Origin of the sequence: Roseivirga misakiensis, assembly GCF_001747105.1 — a bacterium.
GTDB lineage: Bacteria > Bacteroidota > Bacteroidia > Cytophagales > Cyclobacteriaceae > Roseivirga > Roseivirga misakiensis.
Genome location: NZ_MDGQ01000005.1, coordinates 703,956 through 717,402 on the forward strand (window position 1 = coordinate 703,956; position 13,447 = coordinate 717,402).

Annotated in this window: 12 protein-coding genes and 4 tRNA genes; 6 read left to right on the forward strand and 10 right to left on the reverse strand. The window is 41.5% G+C overall.

The window, feature by feature from the left end:
* The first annotated feature begins 13 nt into the window (after nucleotides 1-13).
* The 4 genes from BFP71_RS10845 to BFP71_RS10860 all read left to right on the forward strand — a co-directional run bounded on the left by BFP71_RS10845 (nucleotide 14) and on the right by BFP71_RS10860 (nucleotide 3,396).
* On the forward strand, nucleotides 14-580 hold the full coding sequence (locus tag BFP71_RS10845) for a YeeE/YedE family protein (protein ID WP_069835491.1): 567 nt from the start codon (nucleotides 14-16) through the stop codon (nucleotides 578-580).
* 10 nt (nucleotides 581-590) lie between these two features.
* On the forward strand, nucleotides 591-1,004 hold the full coding sequence (locus BFP71_RS10850; protein ID WP_069835492.1) for a YeeE/YedE family protein: 414 nt from the start codon (nucleotides 591-593) through the stop codon (nucleotides 1,002-1,004).
* A 117-nt stretch (nucleotides 1,005-1,121) separates the two neighbouring features.
* On the forward strand, nucleotides 1,122-2,351 hold the full coding sequence (locus BFP71_RS10855; protein WP_069835493.1) for a hypothetical protein: 1,230 nt from the start codon (nucleotides 1,122-1,124) through the stop codon (nucleotides 2,349-2,351).
* Between the two features lie 19 nt (nucleotides 2,352-2,370).
* Complete coding sequence (locus BFP71_RS10860; protein WP_069835494.1) at nucleotides 2,371-3,396, forward strand: c-type cytochrome; 1,026 nt, start codon at nucleotides 2,371-2,373, stop codon at nucleotides 3,394-3,396.
* Nucleotides 3,397-3,470: 74 nt separating this feature from the next.
* On the opposite strand, the gene BFP71_RS10865 is transcribed toward BFP71_RS10860, so the two are convergent.
* The 10 genes from BFP71_RS10865 to BFP71_RS10900 all read right to left on the reverse strand — a co-directional run bounded on the left by BFP71_RS10865 (nucleotide 3,471) and on the right by BFP71_RS10900 (nucleotide 11,248).
* On the reverse strand, nucleotides 3,471-4,904 hold the full coding sequence (locus tag BFP71_RS10865) for an RtcB family protein (RefSeq protein ID WP_069835495.1): 1,434 nt from the start codon (nucleotides 4,902-4,904) through the stop codon (nucleotides 3,471-3,473).
* A gap of 3 nt (nucleotides 4,905-4,907) precedes the next feature.
* Nucleotides 4,908-5,462 (reverse strand): tetratricopeptide repeat protein, encoded by a 555-nt coding sequence (locus tag BFP71_RS10870; protein WP_069835496.1) that lies wholly within the window; start codon nucleotides 5,460-5,462, stop codon nucleotides 4,908-4,910.
* A gap of 29 nt (nucleotides 5,463-5,491) precedes the next feature.
* Complete coding sequence (locus tag BFP71_RS10875; RefSeq protein ID WP_069835497.1) at nucleotides 5,492-6,001, reverse strand: hypothetical protein; 510 nt, start codon at nucleotides 5,999-6,001, stop codon at nucleotides 5,492-5,494.
* Nucleotides 6,002-6,042: 41 nt separating this feature from the next.
* Nucleotides 6,043-7,143 carry a slipin family protein gene (locus tag BFP71_RS10880; protein WP_069835498.1) on the reverse strand — a complete coding sequence of 367 codons (1,101 nt, stop codon included), beginning with the start codon at nucleotides 7,141-7,143 and terminating at the stop codon, nucleotides 6,043-6,045.
* Between the two features lie 555 nt (nucleotides 7,144-7,698).
* A tRNA-Tyr gene (locus BFP71_RS19370) sits at nucleotides 7,699-7,781 on the reverse strand.
* A gap of 5 nt (nucleotides 7,782-7,786) precedes the next feature.
* Nucleotides 7,787-7,858 (reverse strand) — tRNA-Asn (locus BFP71_RS10885).
* Nucleotides 7,859-8,228: 370 nt separating this feature from the next.
* Nucleotides 8,229-8,321 (reverse strand) — tRNA-Cys (locus BFP71_RS19375).
* Between the two features lie 5 nt (nucleotides 8,322-8,326).
* Nucleotides 8,327-8,399 (reverse strand) — tRNA-Met (locus BFP71_RS19380).
* Between the two features lie 550 nt (nucleotides 8,400-8,949).
* Entirely contained in the window at nucleotides 8,950-10,233 is a 1,284-nt protein-coding gene (locus tag BFP71_RS10895) for a serine hydrolase domain-containing protein (RefSeq protein WP_069835500.1), read from the reverse strand.
* A gap of 37 nt (nucleotides 10,234-10,270) precedes the next feature.
* Entirely contained in the window at nucleotides 10,271-11,248 is a 978-nt protein-coding gene (locus BFP71_RS10900; RefSeq protein WP_069835501.1) for a zinc-dependent alcohol dehydrogenase family protein, read from the reverse strand.
* A gap of 183 nt (nucleotides 11,249-11,431) precedes the next feature.
* Here BFP71_RS10900 and BFP71_RS10905 point away from each other — a divergent pair, with 183 nt between their 5' ends.
* Nucleotides 11,432-12,199, forward strand: coding sequence for a glucose 1-dehydrogenase (locus tag BFP71_RS10905; protein WP_069835502.1), 768 nt, complete (start codon nucleotides 11,432-11,434; stop codon nucleotides 12,197-12,199).
* A gap of 50 nt (nucleotides 12,200-12,249) precedes the next feature.
* Nucleotides 12,250-13,446, forward strand: coding sequence for an acyl-CoA dehydrogenase family protein (locus BFP71_RS10910; RefSeq protein ID WP_069835503.1), 1,197 nt, complete (start codon nucleotides 12,250-12,252; stop codon nucleotides 13,444-13,446).
* Nucleotide 13,447: the final 1 nt, after the last annotated feature.

Genomic DNA, 13,447 nt, shown 5'->3' on the forward strand with positions numbered 1-13,447 from the left:
CTAAAGTATCAATATGATAGAATTCATTAGTCAACCATGGCCATGGTATGTGGCAGGGCCGATCATCGCCTTCGTGATGTTCGGGTTAATATATTTCGGAAACAGTTTCGGTTTGTCTGCAAACTTTAGAAACCTCTGCTCAGTATTTGGAGCTGGTAAATCATGTGAGTTTTTTGATTTTGATTGGAGAAAGCAAACTTGGAACCTAGTCTTTGTTACGGGTAATATTTTAGGCGGGATCATTGCCAGTCAATTCCTAATGAAAACCGAAGTGATTGATATTAGCACGCAAACCATTTCAGACTTATCGGCACTAGGCGTTGAAAACCCGGGTGAAGGCATGATGCCCGAATCCATTTTTAATCTGGAGTCACTTCTGACAGCAAAAGGAATTATCATGATTGTGGTCGGTGGATTTCTAGTTGGCTTCGGTACACGATATGCCGGAGGTTGTACTTCAGGCCATGCTATTAGTGGATTAAGCGATCTACAGCCTGCTTCATTATTAGCAGTCATTGGTTTTTTTGCCGGTGGTCTGCTGATGACTTGGTTCATATTACCATCAATTTTAGCCCTTTAAAACCAGCCAGATGAAATATATCAAATACTTAGTGTTGGGGACTGTTTTCGGTATTGTACTGACTAAAGCAGAATTAATCTCATGGTTTAGAATCTTCGAAATGTTTAAGTTTCAAGCGTTTCACATGTATGGTGTCATTGGCTCGGCTGTCGTTGTTGGCATAATTATTACGCGTTTCATCAAAGCGCGAAAAATAAAGTCACTTTCTGGTGATCCAATCGAAATAGCCCCGAAAAAATTCTCTTATCCTCGCTACCTTATCGGTGGTACAATCTTCGGTTTAGGATGGGCATTAACAGGTGCTTGCCCGGGTCCGCTCTTTGTTCAAGTCGGCAATGGGTACTTGGTTATGTTGGTGGCCATTGCGTCAGGATTATTGGGAACTTACGTTTATGGTTTGCTTCGCAACAAATTACCGCATTAATTGTGGTAAATTTTTAGCTTGAAACGAACCCTAATTTTTTCGATAGCGTTGTTTTGCACGTTCATCGCCAAGGCACAAAAGCAAGATCAGTTGAGTGGGCGAATACAATTTCGCCATATGGACACCTTTAATAAGGGTGACTTGGAGGACTTTTCTGGTACTGTAGCCCATGCATATTTAAGGTATAATTACGATGTGAAAGATTGGCTCACCTTGGGTGCTCAGGGTAATACCCTCTTTCATTTTGGCATTGACAACATCACCAAAAGGGATGCTCTGACTGGATCTGGACCTATTTACGAAGCTAACCTCTGGCATCCCAATTATCTTTCGGGTAGTTCCTCATTTGCTTTACCGCAGCTTTATGCACGTTTTAATCTGAGTAAGCATCAAATTACCGTGGGTCGATTTCTAATAGAAACACCATCGATAAATTCTGAACCATGGCCATTTCCGAATGCCGTACAGGGATTGTGGTATAAATATGAAGCATCGTCTGGGTTAAAAGTTCAACTCGGGGCAATCCATGAGATTTCACCACGATTTACTGGAGAGTTTGCTAGTATTGGGGAGACTATTGGTCTTATAGCCGTCGGTTTAGACGAAAATGGTAATGCCGCAGGTTATCCTGGAAATGTTAATTCTAATTTTTTAGGAATAGCTAATGCCGAACTACAAGTAACCGACCAATTGGCTCTTAAATTTTGGAATTACTATGCCGATAATGTCTATAACACCACTTTGATAGAACCTGAGTTAACCTTTGAAGGTGGATATAGCCTAAAAGCAATGTTCATCCATCAATTTAAAGTAGGTGAGGGAGGCAACATAAATCCAGCTCTCTCTTTTCTGCCAGATGGACATAAAGCATCGGCTTTTGGTTTAAGGCTCGAGAAGCGAAAAGACCAAAATTTATTCCAGTTTAATTTTTCGAGAATTGGAGCATCTGGACGTATGCTTTTGCCCAGAGAGTGGGGGCTTGAGCCATTCTATACTTTTCAACGCCGGACACGGGTTGAGGGCTTAAGTGATGTGACTTCGTTTATGGTTAAGTGGCAACGAGAATTTGAAAGTGAGAAACGTGATATGAGATTTTTCACGAGCATTGGTACGAATAGGCTCAATGATCCTGCTGAATTTGTCACCAACAAGTTAGGTGTACCATCGCATATACATTGGGATACTTCTATAAAGTATAGTCCTAAAACAAAAGGGTTGAATGGACTAAGCCTTGAGTGGTATTTGGCTTATCGGTTTCTCGATGATGACATAGGTGGTAATGAAGCTTACAGAATCAATAGAGTAGATTTCTTTCATTCAGACATTCTCTTGACTTTCACCTTCTGATCACTCATATTTCACATAAATGGATTTTCCTAAAGTAATAAGACTAGTAGCTCAGGCTGTTTATGCTGTTTTTGGCCTTGCCATACTAGTTTTAATGCTCCTAATTGTCCTGTGGGTCAATCCAGCTTTGATTTCAAGTAATCGCGTTTCCCCAGAGGATTGGCGACCAAGAGACGCAAAGACAGATTTGGGTACCAGCCCTAGAGATAATTTGGTCAAATATGGATACGAGATCATTACTGAAACCAGCAAGCATATTGGTCCAATGGCTCCAAAGGTGAATGTGAGATACGCGGGTAATAACTTGAGTTGCCAGAGTTGCCATCTAGAGGCAGGTAGAAAAACGGGTTCTGCTTCATTTGTCGGCGTGGCCAATCGTTTTCCTCAATTCAGAGGAAGGGAGAATAAGATGGGAAACCTCATTGAGCGGGTCAATGGGTGCATGGAACGTAGCATGAATGGTAAGGTACTGCCAGACAACAGCTTAGAAATGCAGGCAATTATAGCCTATATGGAATGGCTGAGTGAAAATGTTCCGAAGGACAAAGAAGCGCAGTATAAGGGGTTTGCGAAGCTAGAGATTCCGAATAAAAAAGCGGATGTCAATACTGGGAAGGCACTCTATATTAAACATTGTCAAACTTGCCACATGGATAACGGTCAGGGGCAAAGGCCATCTGAAAATGATAAATATTTATATCCACCACTTTGGGGAAAAGATAGCTATAATCATGGAGCAGGAATGCATCGCGTGATTACTGCCGCTCAGTTTATTAAGGGCAACATGCCGTATTTAGAAGCAACCTTGGATAATCCCGTACTCACAGATGAGGAGGCCTATCATGTAGCTGCCTATATCAATAGTTTCCAAAGACCGCAAAAGGCAAACCCTGAGGTGGATTTCCCAGATAAAAAATTGAAGCCTGTTTCTACACCCTATGGCCCGTGGGTAGATGAATTTTCACCAGACCAACATAAGTATGGACCTTTTCAACCTATTATGGCTTGGTACGAAAAGGAGTTAGGGATTAAAAAGAGTAAGTGATACTTGAATAGCGCTAAAGTTAGCTGTGCATTAAGGAAAGAAAAAAGAGACACCAATTTGATGTCTCTTTTCATTTAATCAACCTCCTGATATTTACCTTTTGCCTCATTGGCGCCACACATCCTCACTACTTTAGGTTGGAAAGTGCCAACTACATCCACCAGGTCTTTTTGACGATCCATTACCTCATAAATGTCTTTATAAACCTGTGGGGCTTCGTCTAGTCCAGAGCCAATTAATGTGATACCAGCCTTTTTAATGTGCTGTTTTACCTCCTTTTTAGAAAGGCTCTGTTTGGCTTTAGTTCTAGACATTAATCTACCCGCACCATGGGCTGCAGAATTTATGGATTCATTGACGCCTTTCCCTTTGACAATAAATCCGGGGGAAGTCATAGAGCCAGGAATAATACCCATTACCCCGTCACCCGCAGGAGTGGCTCCTTTTCTATGAACAATGATCTCATTTCCATCAGCGTCTTGCTCTTTCCAGGCAAAATTATGATGGTTTTCTACCATGGCTAAAGGTCTTTCTCCAAGTGCTTTAGCAAGCCTTTCGTGAATTTGGTGATGACATGCCGAAGCATAGTCACCAGCCAAATTCATGGCTAACCAATATTCTTGACCTGCTTCTGAATCAAGATCCAACCAGGCCAAGTGCTTGGCTTCGCTCGGTAACTTGGTCATATCCATGGCCAACTTGGTGTAATGTCTCGCGATATTTGCACCAAGCCCTCTCGATCCCGAGTGGGAGAGTACCGACAGATATTTGCCCGGGGATAGTCCCATTTCGTTGTCTTCGGTCAGGATTTCTCCAATACCAAATTCGACAAAATGATTTCCACCACCCGAAGACCCAATCTGTTTCCACGCCTTGTCCTTCAGAGACTTTACAATATTGATTTCGCCAAAAAGACTGTTATCCAACACGGCATGATCTTTTGGACGCTTAAAAGCGCTTTGACCAAATCGTGTATTGTCTAGTAACATTTTCTCTAATTCCTCCGTGTTTTGATGCACATAAGCAGGAGGAATATCGTATAAAGTCATACACATTCTACAACCTATATCAACACCAACTCCATAAGGGATTACCGCATTTTCAGTGGCCAAAACACCACCAATTGGTAAGCCATAGCCTTGATGTGCGTCTGGCATGAGAGCACCCGATTTGGTGACTGGTAGCCTCATCGCGATCTCCATTTGGTTAATTGCGCCGGGTTCGATGCCTTCAACACCATAAATGGAGTAAGGGATTCGTTTTTGACGCATTTCCAATGGTTTGTTCGATATCTTACTAATCATCAATGCGGTAGCAATAGGCCCGAGTGTCTCATGTTTTGCATAAAGTGCTGGGTTTTCTAATACCTTTTTTAGCATTGATTTCTTATGAAGAATCGATTTGCCTTTATAGGCCGATTCCATTACGCGCATGGCTTCGCCAATAGCTCTTCCTTCAGGAAAACCTAACTTTTTAAGGTCTTTACCTATTAGTTTTTTAGATGCCATAACTCAGTTATTTGTGTTTGTGCTTGCTTGAGCCTCAGCATTATGCTTAGCCTTACCAAGCAAGCGTTTCAAACGTTTATACTTATTTCTCTTAATATGCCCTTTCAATTCGTCGGTCACATAGTTGTTTAGTGATGCCAAACGTGCCTTCTTATAGAAAGTGATAGCCATATTGTAATTGGTTTCCGCTTCAGCTACTTGGCCGAGGTTTCCATAGATAAATACTCTGTTAATATTCTCGTATGGAATAGCTTTGTTTAACCAAATTCTTATCCCTTGATACTTGTTCTCCTCATAATAGAGCTGAACTAAGTTTTCATAGAACTCTTGTTCTTTTGGGTTGAACTTGATCGCTAGTTGATACTGAAATTCGGCTTTCTCACAGTTTTTGATGTGATAATGGTAGAGTTCACCAAGCTTAATATGTAGTCTGGGATAACCAGGTTCTTCATGTAAGCCACACTCTAGCCACTTTCTAGCCTCATCGTATTTATCATCATATAAAGCATCTTCTGCCATCTGAATCAGACCCTCGATATATTCTTCGTAGATGTCCATTTTTCTAATATTCAGAGGGCAGCGTGCCCTCAGATTATAATTCGTTTATTTTTCACTTTTAGTAATTGCCCACTTTTAGGGTGTACATAAAAAACGGGATGCCAAAAGGAGGTTAATTCATTTTGTCCACCCCATTTTCCAACTGACAAAATTTTGCCGTTTTCGATAGATACTTTTGTGTGGACGAAGTCAGAAATGTGGTCAAAAACATGTTGGCCTAGAACACTGTTTTTATCCATTCTTTGGCATAATTGCTGATAGACTTTGTTCCAAAACTTGCCTTCATTTTTAGCAAGGAATCTAAGGAGCGGTTGTAAGTTGTCTGTTTGGCACTTTGTGCCACCACTTCTTAGTTTTATGCCTTCTTTCTTTCGGTAGTTGTCGGGATTGTTTGCATGGCTTTTATCATAACCTTTGCGTTTGTTTCCCTGCCATCTACCACCCACACGGTAGCATTCGATTAATTCCTCATGCATACGCTTGTCTCTACGCTTTTGGCGCTTCCTTAAGGATGGTTTAAGTGTATCTGCATTTTTCATTTTTCTTTTGATTATGCTTCCGGGACTTTGCCCGGAAGCCGTTATTTAAAGCCAGTGAATACTTCTTTCAACTGGTCTACAACCTTGTGTCCACCTGAGAGAGAAATGTTGCTCACCTTATCAGCGATTTTTTCAACATATTCCATCTCCTTCAATTTGAACAACATCTCGTTGTCTTCCATCAATTTTGCGGTGTTGAGCAAGTTTCTAGTAGAGGCAGTTTCTTCCCTTCTGGCTACTACATTAGCTTGTGCTTGTTTCTGTGCTACCAAAACCTGGTTCATGATGTTTTTTACTTCACCGGGCAAAATGATGTCCTTGACACCACAGTCCCTGATCTCAATTCCCAAATCTTTGGCTTTCACCTGGAGCACTTTTTTGACGTAGTCGGCAAGTGAGTCTTTCTCTTCTAGCAACTCATCCAAGGTGAACTTTCCAACAAATTCTCTCAATGCGATCTGCATCAACACATAGAGTTGCTTCTCAAAATCTTTATTGTCTATTAAGGCTTTGACAATGTCCATTACCTTGTATTGACCGTAAAAATTAATTCTTAAAGCAGCTTTGTCTTTAGTCAAGATTTCTTGACCTGTAACTTCCATTTGCACTTGTCTCATGTCGGCTTTCAACATATTCAAGGCTATTTCATTTTTCCAGAAGTAGTAATCTCCAGGATCTAATTCTTTGTAGAATGATCCATTTACCATTAAAATGGCTTTTTCATAGCTTTCTACTTTGCATACTCTGATGTATGGAATAAGCGCTCTGTCTTTTTTTACACTCAAATCAATGTCTTCGGTGATCTCAATTTTGGTAAGATCTACCTTAACAAAGGAGTAGTCAATGAGGCCTTTCCAAAACGCGTACGTCCCAGGAGTGAGTACTTCTTTGAAGTTTCCTCTCTTGTACTTGAGGGCAATTTTATGATCACCAACCCGTACTATATTTAGCATAGCGACAAGCTTTTCGTCATTCAAAAACAAGTCAATTGTCTTTGGAGCGTAGAATGGCTTGACCATGTCATATTCAACTACAGCGTCTAAAAGAGATACCCAATGCGTACCTGCGGTAAGCACATTTCGGTAGTCTCCTTTTCTGAAAACAAGCCCTACTTTGCCTTGGTTAATTCGTATCCTTTTCATCTTTTAAAAATTTGTGAGGCAGTGCCTCGGTTAATTATTCATTATCACTATTGGCCAAATAATTTCATTCAATAGGAGCGGTGTAAACCGACCATCTTTCATAGACGGAGCTTTCATTGAGTCTGAATTCATGGTTGAGTTCTAGCACAAGCGTGATCAGTATGAATTGGCTGATATCCAATTCTCTTTTCAGTTTTATACTTGAAGTCAATCATTGCATCAGTCGGTATCCTGATTGCCCTGGTTTCTTCAAAATGTTCCTCATTCCCGAGAGTTTGAGGGGTCGATTTAACACCACATCCTGGTGTCACTGGTTTTATAGAAGCCAGTACTTCTGATGGATTAACAGTCCATTCCTCATCTTAAGAGGTGCTTTACTCTAACCGGGCTGAGTTACCCCGACCTTGTCGAGGGGAGGATTCGAACCTCCGTCTTAAGCGTAATTTATGGTGGGAGATTAGTCCACTCACAAGAAGCATATCCATGCCTATTGGCAAGAATACTATGGGGCTTTTGAAGCCCTCATCAGGCCTTATACCTGAACTTAAATTCCCGTGGAAATGGTAGGATTCGAACCTACTGAGCCTTTGGCATCGGTTTTACAGACCGATATAACTCTCCATCGTTATCGCATTTCCATATGCGGAAATAGCTGGATTCGAACCAACAACCTTCTCCTTAACAGGGAGTAGCTCTACCGTTGAGCTATATTTCCATTTAGGCTATCCTTCCATTGGGCTTGAGATCCACAAGCTTTGTGTCGGAATAACCTGCTATTCACTTTAAAGCTTTTACAAACATCACAACCCGAACATCCCGAAACTTCGGGAGGTTGTTTAGGGCCTTTAACCCCTCTCTAAATCAGGAGACACCCGTTCTGCCTCTCCTTTAGCTTCTTAGTTTTATCTGGTTAAACGACTTAACGTTTTATCCGCTCCGCTCTTCGAGCACTTCCCTAACGGGCGGAGATGTATGTTTAAATCATTCTACCAGGATTTGAATCCTGCTTGCAGGCAAGTCGAATCCTTAACCAAATGCTGGCGTCTTCGCTTCCGAGACTTTGGGGCGGCCACCCGGCATCTTTGAGTCAGGGGAGGGGATCAAACCTGCCTTTGTCGGCAGACAGGCCCTCCTAACTGGTTTTGCAGACCAGTGCCTAGTCACTCGGCCACCCTGACTTGTGTATCCAGTAGAGGATTCGAACCTCTATTTCTACCTTATGAGAATAGTGTCCTCACCTCTTAGACGAACTCGATTGATCAAAAAAAAGCCCGACCTTCAGAAGGCCGGGCTTTTCAAAACCGAATTATCAGTTTTGTCAAGTCATCATTTCATCGACCTTTTGAATAATATGTAGTCCCCCAAATTCAAAATCATATTGACTCTGATAGCATTGGTTTAAATTCTCTGATTGTATTTGCTTCATATGTTGTAGCATTTTGTCAAATTTTAAGCACAAAAAAACCCGAACCAAATGGATCGGGTTGTCAATTTCTTTCATTGAAAATTAACTTTCCCCGAACCGGGATACAAATGAATTTTGACACTCCAGTTGGCTGGCTGGAGCTGTAAATTCGGTATGTATATAACTTTTTGTCATTTCGTTTTCTGTGTCACAAATGTATTGAAATCGTTTTCTAAAATCCAAAAACTATTTTTAATGAATTAAATTTATCAGGCTTAAAATAGAAATTAAGTTATTGATAGTCAATGATATATAATTGAATAAAAAAATCTAAAAAAACTTTTATTCCCTCAGAAAACAGTTGAAAGGATATAAAAATCTGTATAAGCGTTTATACGGGTTTAGTCTTCGAGCGCCTCATAAATTATCTTATACATATCTTCCCAAAAGGCATTGTTATTGAAACCTGCTATCTGTGTCATTCCTACAAACACCATTTGTTCCTCAGGGTCGATGAAAAACTTCGTGTTGAAGTATCCGCCCCACTCATATGTGCCAGGACTTTTAGGGCTTCGCTTGGTTGGAGAGTCAAGATAAACCGTAAAGCCCAAGGCAAAACTACTACCGATCCGCTCACTTCTTTGTGGATTGTAGTCGGTAACTACCTCCGGCATTTGGTCTTTGCTCATTTCGGCGAGCGTCTTCTTGCCAATAATTTCTCCTCCGCCAGAAACTAAGGTGTGTATAAAAATCGCATAGTCCATCATAGTAGAGGATAACCCTGCGCCCCCTGCAAATACATTTCTCGGTCCCTGTTTAGGGTAATCCGTACCCGCCGTCATACCAAGTTCTTCCACTGTTTGCCACTTGCCTGTCGCATTCGTATATACACCGACTAAGCGATCGAATTTCTCTTTTGGCAAATAGAAGTAAGTGTCTTTCATGCCTAGTGGATCGAAAATATTGGCTTTGAAATATTTGTCTAGTGTAGTACCAGAGACTACTTCCACGATTCGGCCTAATACATCCATACTAAGTCCATAGGAAAATTTTGCCCCTGGTTGATGCGCTAGTGGTACTTTAGCCAGTCTATTAATCCACTCTTCCGTGCTCCATGTTTCATGTGAGAATCCAACGTTCATATCGAACTTCTCATAGACAGCCATCAACTTGCCGGGATTAAAACTGCCGTAAACTATTCCAGAAGTATGAGTTAAGAGGTTCCTAATCGTAACATCTTTTTCGACCGGAACGGTTGTATAGCTTGAGTCAGCTGGATTAAATTCATCAAGCACGACTTGATTTTTAAAGGCGGGAATATATTTATGTACAGGGTCATCAAGTCCAATCTCACCTCGCTCATAGAGTTGCATAATTGAGACTGACGTCACTGCTTTTGTCATAGAAGCTAATCGCCAGATATCACCAGTTCCATAGGCCTGCTCATTTTTAGAGCTACGATAACCAAAGCTCTTATTGTAGACAATTTTACCTTCTTTAGCGATGAGAAATGATCCGCCTGGAAGTTTTTTGTCTTCCATATATTGCTTCACATGTTCATCAATCTGCGACAATGTTTTGCTCGACATGCCCACCTTTTTGGGCTTCCCCTTGGTCAAAGGGTTCGTCTGCGCATAAGCGGCAATAGATAAGAATAAGAGAAGGGATAGGATTTTAAGCTTCATCAGATGATTTTGGTTAAGGATTTAGGATCAAAAAAAGTTAAGCGTTTATATCTAATAGGATTTTCCCACTTCTACCTGGTGCCTCCATGTGCTTAATGGCATCAATAATTTGGTCGAGAGTATATGTGGCTTCCACATCGGCTTTCAACGTTTCGCTCGTAAGCATTCCGAGGATTTTAGGCACAATACTTCTACGTTCATCACCCGATAAACTTGTGAACCATGTCGTTAGCCAAAAACCTTTTACTGTAATATTTTTAAAGATCAACAGTCCACTGTTTAATGGAATTGGTTTCAGACTGAGTAATCCATACACTAGCATCTTTCCGTTGATTTGAAGTGCGTTGATAACTTTGTCGCCAAGGTCTCCGCCGACGGCATCGAAAGCCGCTTTCACCATTTCACCATTCGTTGCCGCTTTCACCGATTTATAGATACTTTCTGTTTTTTCATTAATAATTGCGGTTGCACCAAGATCTAATAGCGCCTGCTTTTGTTCATCTCTACGAACAGTACCGATTACGTTTATGCCTCGGCTAGCGGCAATTTGAATTACAAACTTGCTGAAAGCGGATGCAGCAGCTGTAATTAATAAGTAGTCACCTTCCTCTAAATCGGCTTCGATCAGCATACCATAAGCCGTCAACGGATTGACAAAGGCTTGACAAGCGACCTCGTCAGACATGGTCGGTGGTTTAGGGATAACACTATTCGCCGCAACGCAAACGTACTCTGTCCATGTGCCAGTTGCCGTAAAAATTACACCAGCTCCTTCTGGCATTTCAACGCCTTCACCACAAGCATCGACAGTGCCAGTAGCTTCAAAACCGCCGATTTGAGGCAATTCTGGTTGTATTCCATACATGCCCTGAATGAACATAATGTCTGCCGGGATAATATTGGCCTTAGATACTTTTACACGAATTTCTCCTGGTGCTGGAGATGGAATGGGAAGGTCAACAACTGTTAAAACATCAGTAGGGACTCCGGTTTTCTTGAACTGTACTGCTTTCATAGGTTTTCTTAAGGATGACAACGGCGAAAGTGTTGAATGCTATCTGACAAGATACTATAGAATTGCCAAAGTCTTGGACTCTTTACAACTAACTATATGAAAGGTTTATTTTAATCCTACATACTCGTCATGCATAACAAGTTAATTATTTATCTTTCAATGAAGTAGTAAAAATTAGATCACATGGAGATATCGGAAAAATTTAGGTTGGAGGGTAAGGTGGCCATTGTAACGGGGGCAAGTAAAGGTATTGGTAAGTTCATGGCTATGGCATTGGCCCAGCAAGGAGCTCAAGTAATTGTTTCTAGTCGAAAGCTTGAAGCAGTCTCTTCAGTGGCTGATGAATTTGTTGCTATGGAGCTTAAAGCGATTGGAATAGCTTGCCATATGGGTGATGATGCTCAAATTAAAGCTTTGGTTGATTCGACGGTTGAGCAGTTCGGTGGGATTGATATTATTGTCAACAATGCAGCTGCGAATCCAGTTTTTGGGCCAGTCCAAGATGCTGGTGATGATGCTTTTGATAAGATTATGGATGTCAATGTCAAAGGACCTTTAAACTTAGCCAAGTATGCTTACGATTCCATGAAATCAAGAGGTGGTGGCTCAGTGATCAATATAAGTAGTATAGAAGGCATTACTCCAGGACAAGGACTCGGTTTGTATTCAGTGAGTAAAGCAGCACTGATTCAATTGACAAAAGTGTTAGCCCGTGAGTGGGGTCCAGATAACATTCGTGCAAATGCAATTTGCCCAGGGCTCATAGATACCAAGTTCAGTGAAGCCTTGACATCGAATGAAAAAATATTGAAAATGGTAATGATGAAGCAAGCATTGCCAATGTTAGCCCAACCTGAAGATATTGCGGGATTGGCCCTGTTTTTAGCTTCAGATGCGTCTAAATTTATTACGGGTGCCGCTATAACTGCTGATGGTGGATTTACGGTTTAGCTTTCAGCAAAATTCAAACCCTGAAAACAAACACTCAATAAGCCGAATTTATGATTGAATTATTTGCGACCGAAAAACTCAAATCGCTTTACCCAAAGGTGAAGGAATTCGTAGAAGAGGAGCTATATCCTTTGGAGTTAAAAATGGTCAACGGACCATGGGAAGAAACAAAAGCAATGCTCGACGTGATTCGAGCAAAAGCTAAGTCGGCAGGTCTATGGACCCCATACCTTTCTGAAAAAGAAGGAGGCCTTGGCCTTAGTATGACCGAGTTTGGTCAAATCTCGGAGCTTTTGGGAAGGACGCCTCTGGGACATTATGCCCTTAACTGTCAAGCACCAGATATAGGAAATATTGAGTTGATGCATCAGTATGCATCCGCTCAACTCAAAGAAGACTACTTAGCGCCTTTGATCAAGGGAGAAATTCGAAGCTGTTTTGCCATGACAGAGCCAGAATTTGCAGGATCGAACCCAGTGAATTTAGGAACAACGGCCGTTTTGGATGGAGATAATTATGTGATTAATGGACACAAATGGTTTACTACTGCGGCTGACGGTGCAGCATTTACAATTGTAATGGCGGTTACAAACCCTGATGCAAGCCCTTATGAAAGAGCCAGCATGATCGTTGTGCCACTTGATAATCCTGGCTTTGAAAACATCCGCAATATTTCGATCATGGGCGAGGAAGGTGGTGGTTATATGAGCCACTCTGAAGTTCGCTTTAAAGATTGCCACGTTCCTAAATCAAACCTGATCGGTGAAGCTGGAACTGGTTTTATGTTGGCACAACAACGTCTAGGTCCGGGTAGAATACACCATTGCATGCGCTGGATTGGTATTTGCGAAAGAGCCTTTGATTTAATGTGCAAACGCGCTGCGACAAGAGAATTAAGAGACGGTAAAAAACTCGGTCATCAACAAACTATTCAAAATTGGATTGCCGAAAGTAGAGCAGAGATTGATGCATCGAGATATATGGTCTTACACGCGGCACAAAAAATGGATTTACATGGAAGTAAAGCGGCCAGAATGGAAATTTCCACCATTAAGTTCTATGTCGCCGATGTCCTGATGAAAGTATTAGACAGAGCGGTGCAAGTGCATGGTGCTTTGGGTATTACGGATGACACCCTGCTTTCTTTTTGGTACCGTCATGAAAGAGGAGCGAGGATCTATGATGGACCAGATGAAGTTCATAAATCGAGCCTGGCGAGGAGCATTCTTAAAGGTTATGGAATTTAAT

Coding starts and splice junctions, on each gene's coding strand:
- BFP71_RS10845 (WP_069835491.1), top strand. CDS start 14: ATGATAGAATTCATTAGTCAACCATGGCCATGGTATGTGGCAGGGCCG.
- BFP71_RS10850 (WP_069835492.1), top strand. CDS start 591: ATGAAATATATCAAATACTTAGTGTTGGGGACTGTTTTCGGTATTGTA.
- BFP71_RS10855 (WP_069835493.1), top strand. CDS start 1,122: ATGGACACCTTTAATAAGGGTGACTTGGAGGACTTTTCTGGTACTGTA.
- BFP71_RS10860 (WP_069835494.1), top strand. CDS start 2,371: ATGGATTTTCCTAAAGTAATAAGACTAGTAGCTCAGGCTGTTTATGCT.
- BFP71_RS10865 (WP_069835495.1), bottom strand. CDS start 4,904: ATGGCATCTAAAAAACTAATAGGTAAAGACCTTAAAAAGTTAGGTTTT.
- BFP71_RS10870 (WP_069835496.1), bottom strand. CDS start 5,462: ATGGACATCTACGAAGAATATATCGAGGGTCTGATTCAGATGGCAGAA.
- BFP71_RS10875 (WP_069835497.1), bottom strand. CDS start 6,001: ATGAAAAATGCAGATACACTTAAACCATCCTTAAGGAAGCGCCAAAAG.
- BFP71_RS10880 (WP_069835498.1), bottom strand. CDS start 7,143: ATGAAAAGGATACGAATTAACCAAGGCAAAGTAGGGCTTGTTTTCAGA.
- BFP71_RS10895 (WP_069835500.1), bottom strand. CDS start 10,233: ATGAAGCTTAAAATCCTATCCCTTCTCTTATTCTTATCTATTGCCGCT.
- BFP71_RS10900 (WP_069835501.1), bottom strand. CDS start 11,248: ATGAAAGCAGTACAGTTCAAGAAAACCGGAGTCCCTACTGATGTTTTA.
- BFP71_RS10905 (WP_069835502.1), top strand. CDS start 11,432: ATGGAGATATCGGAAAAATTTAGGTTGGAGGGTAAGGTGGCCATTGTA.
- BFP71_RS10910 (WP_069835503.1), top strand. CDS start 12,250: ATGATTGAATTATTTGCGACCGAAAAACTCAAATCGCTTTACCCAAAG.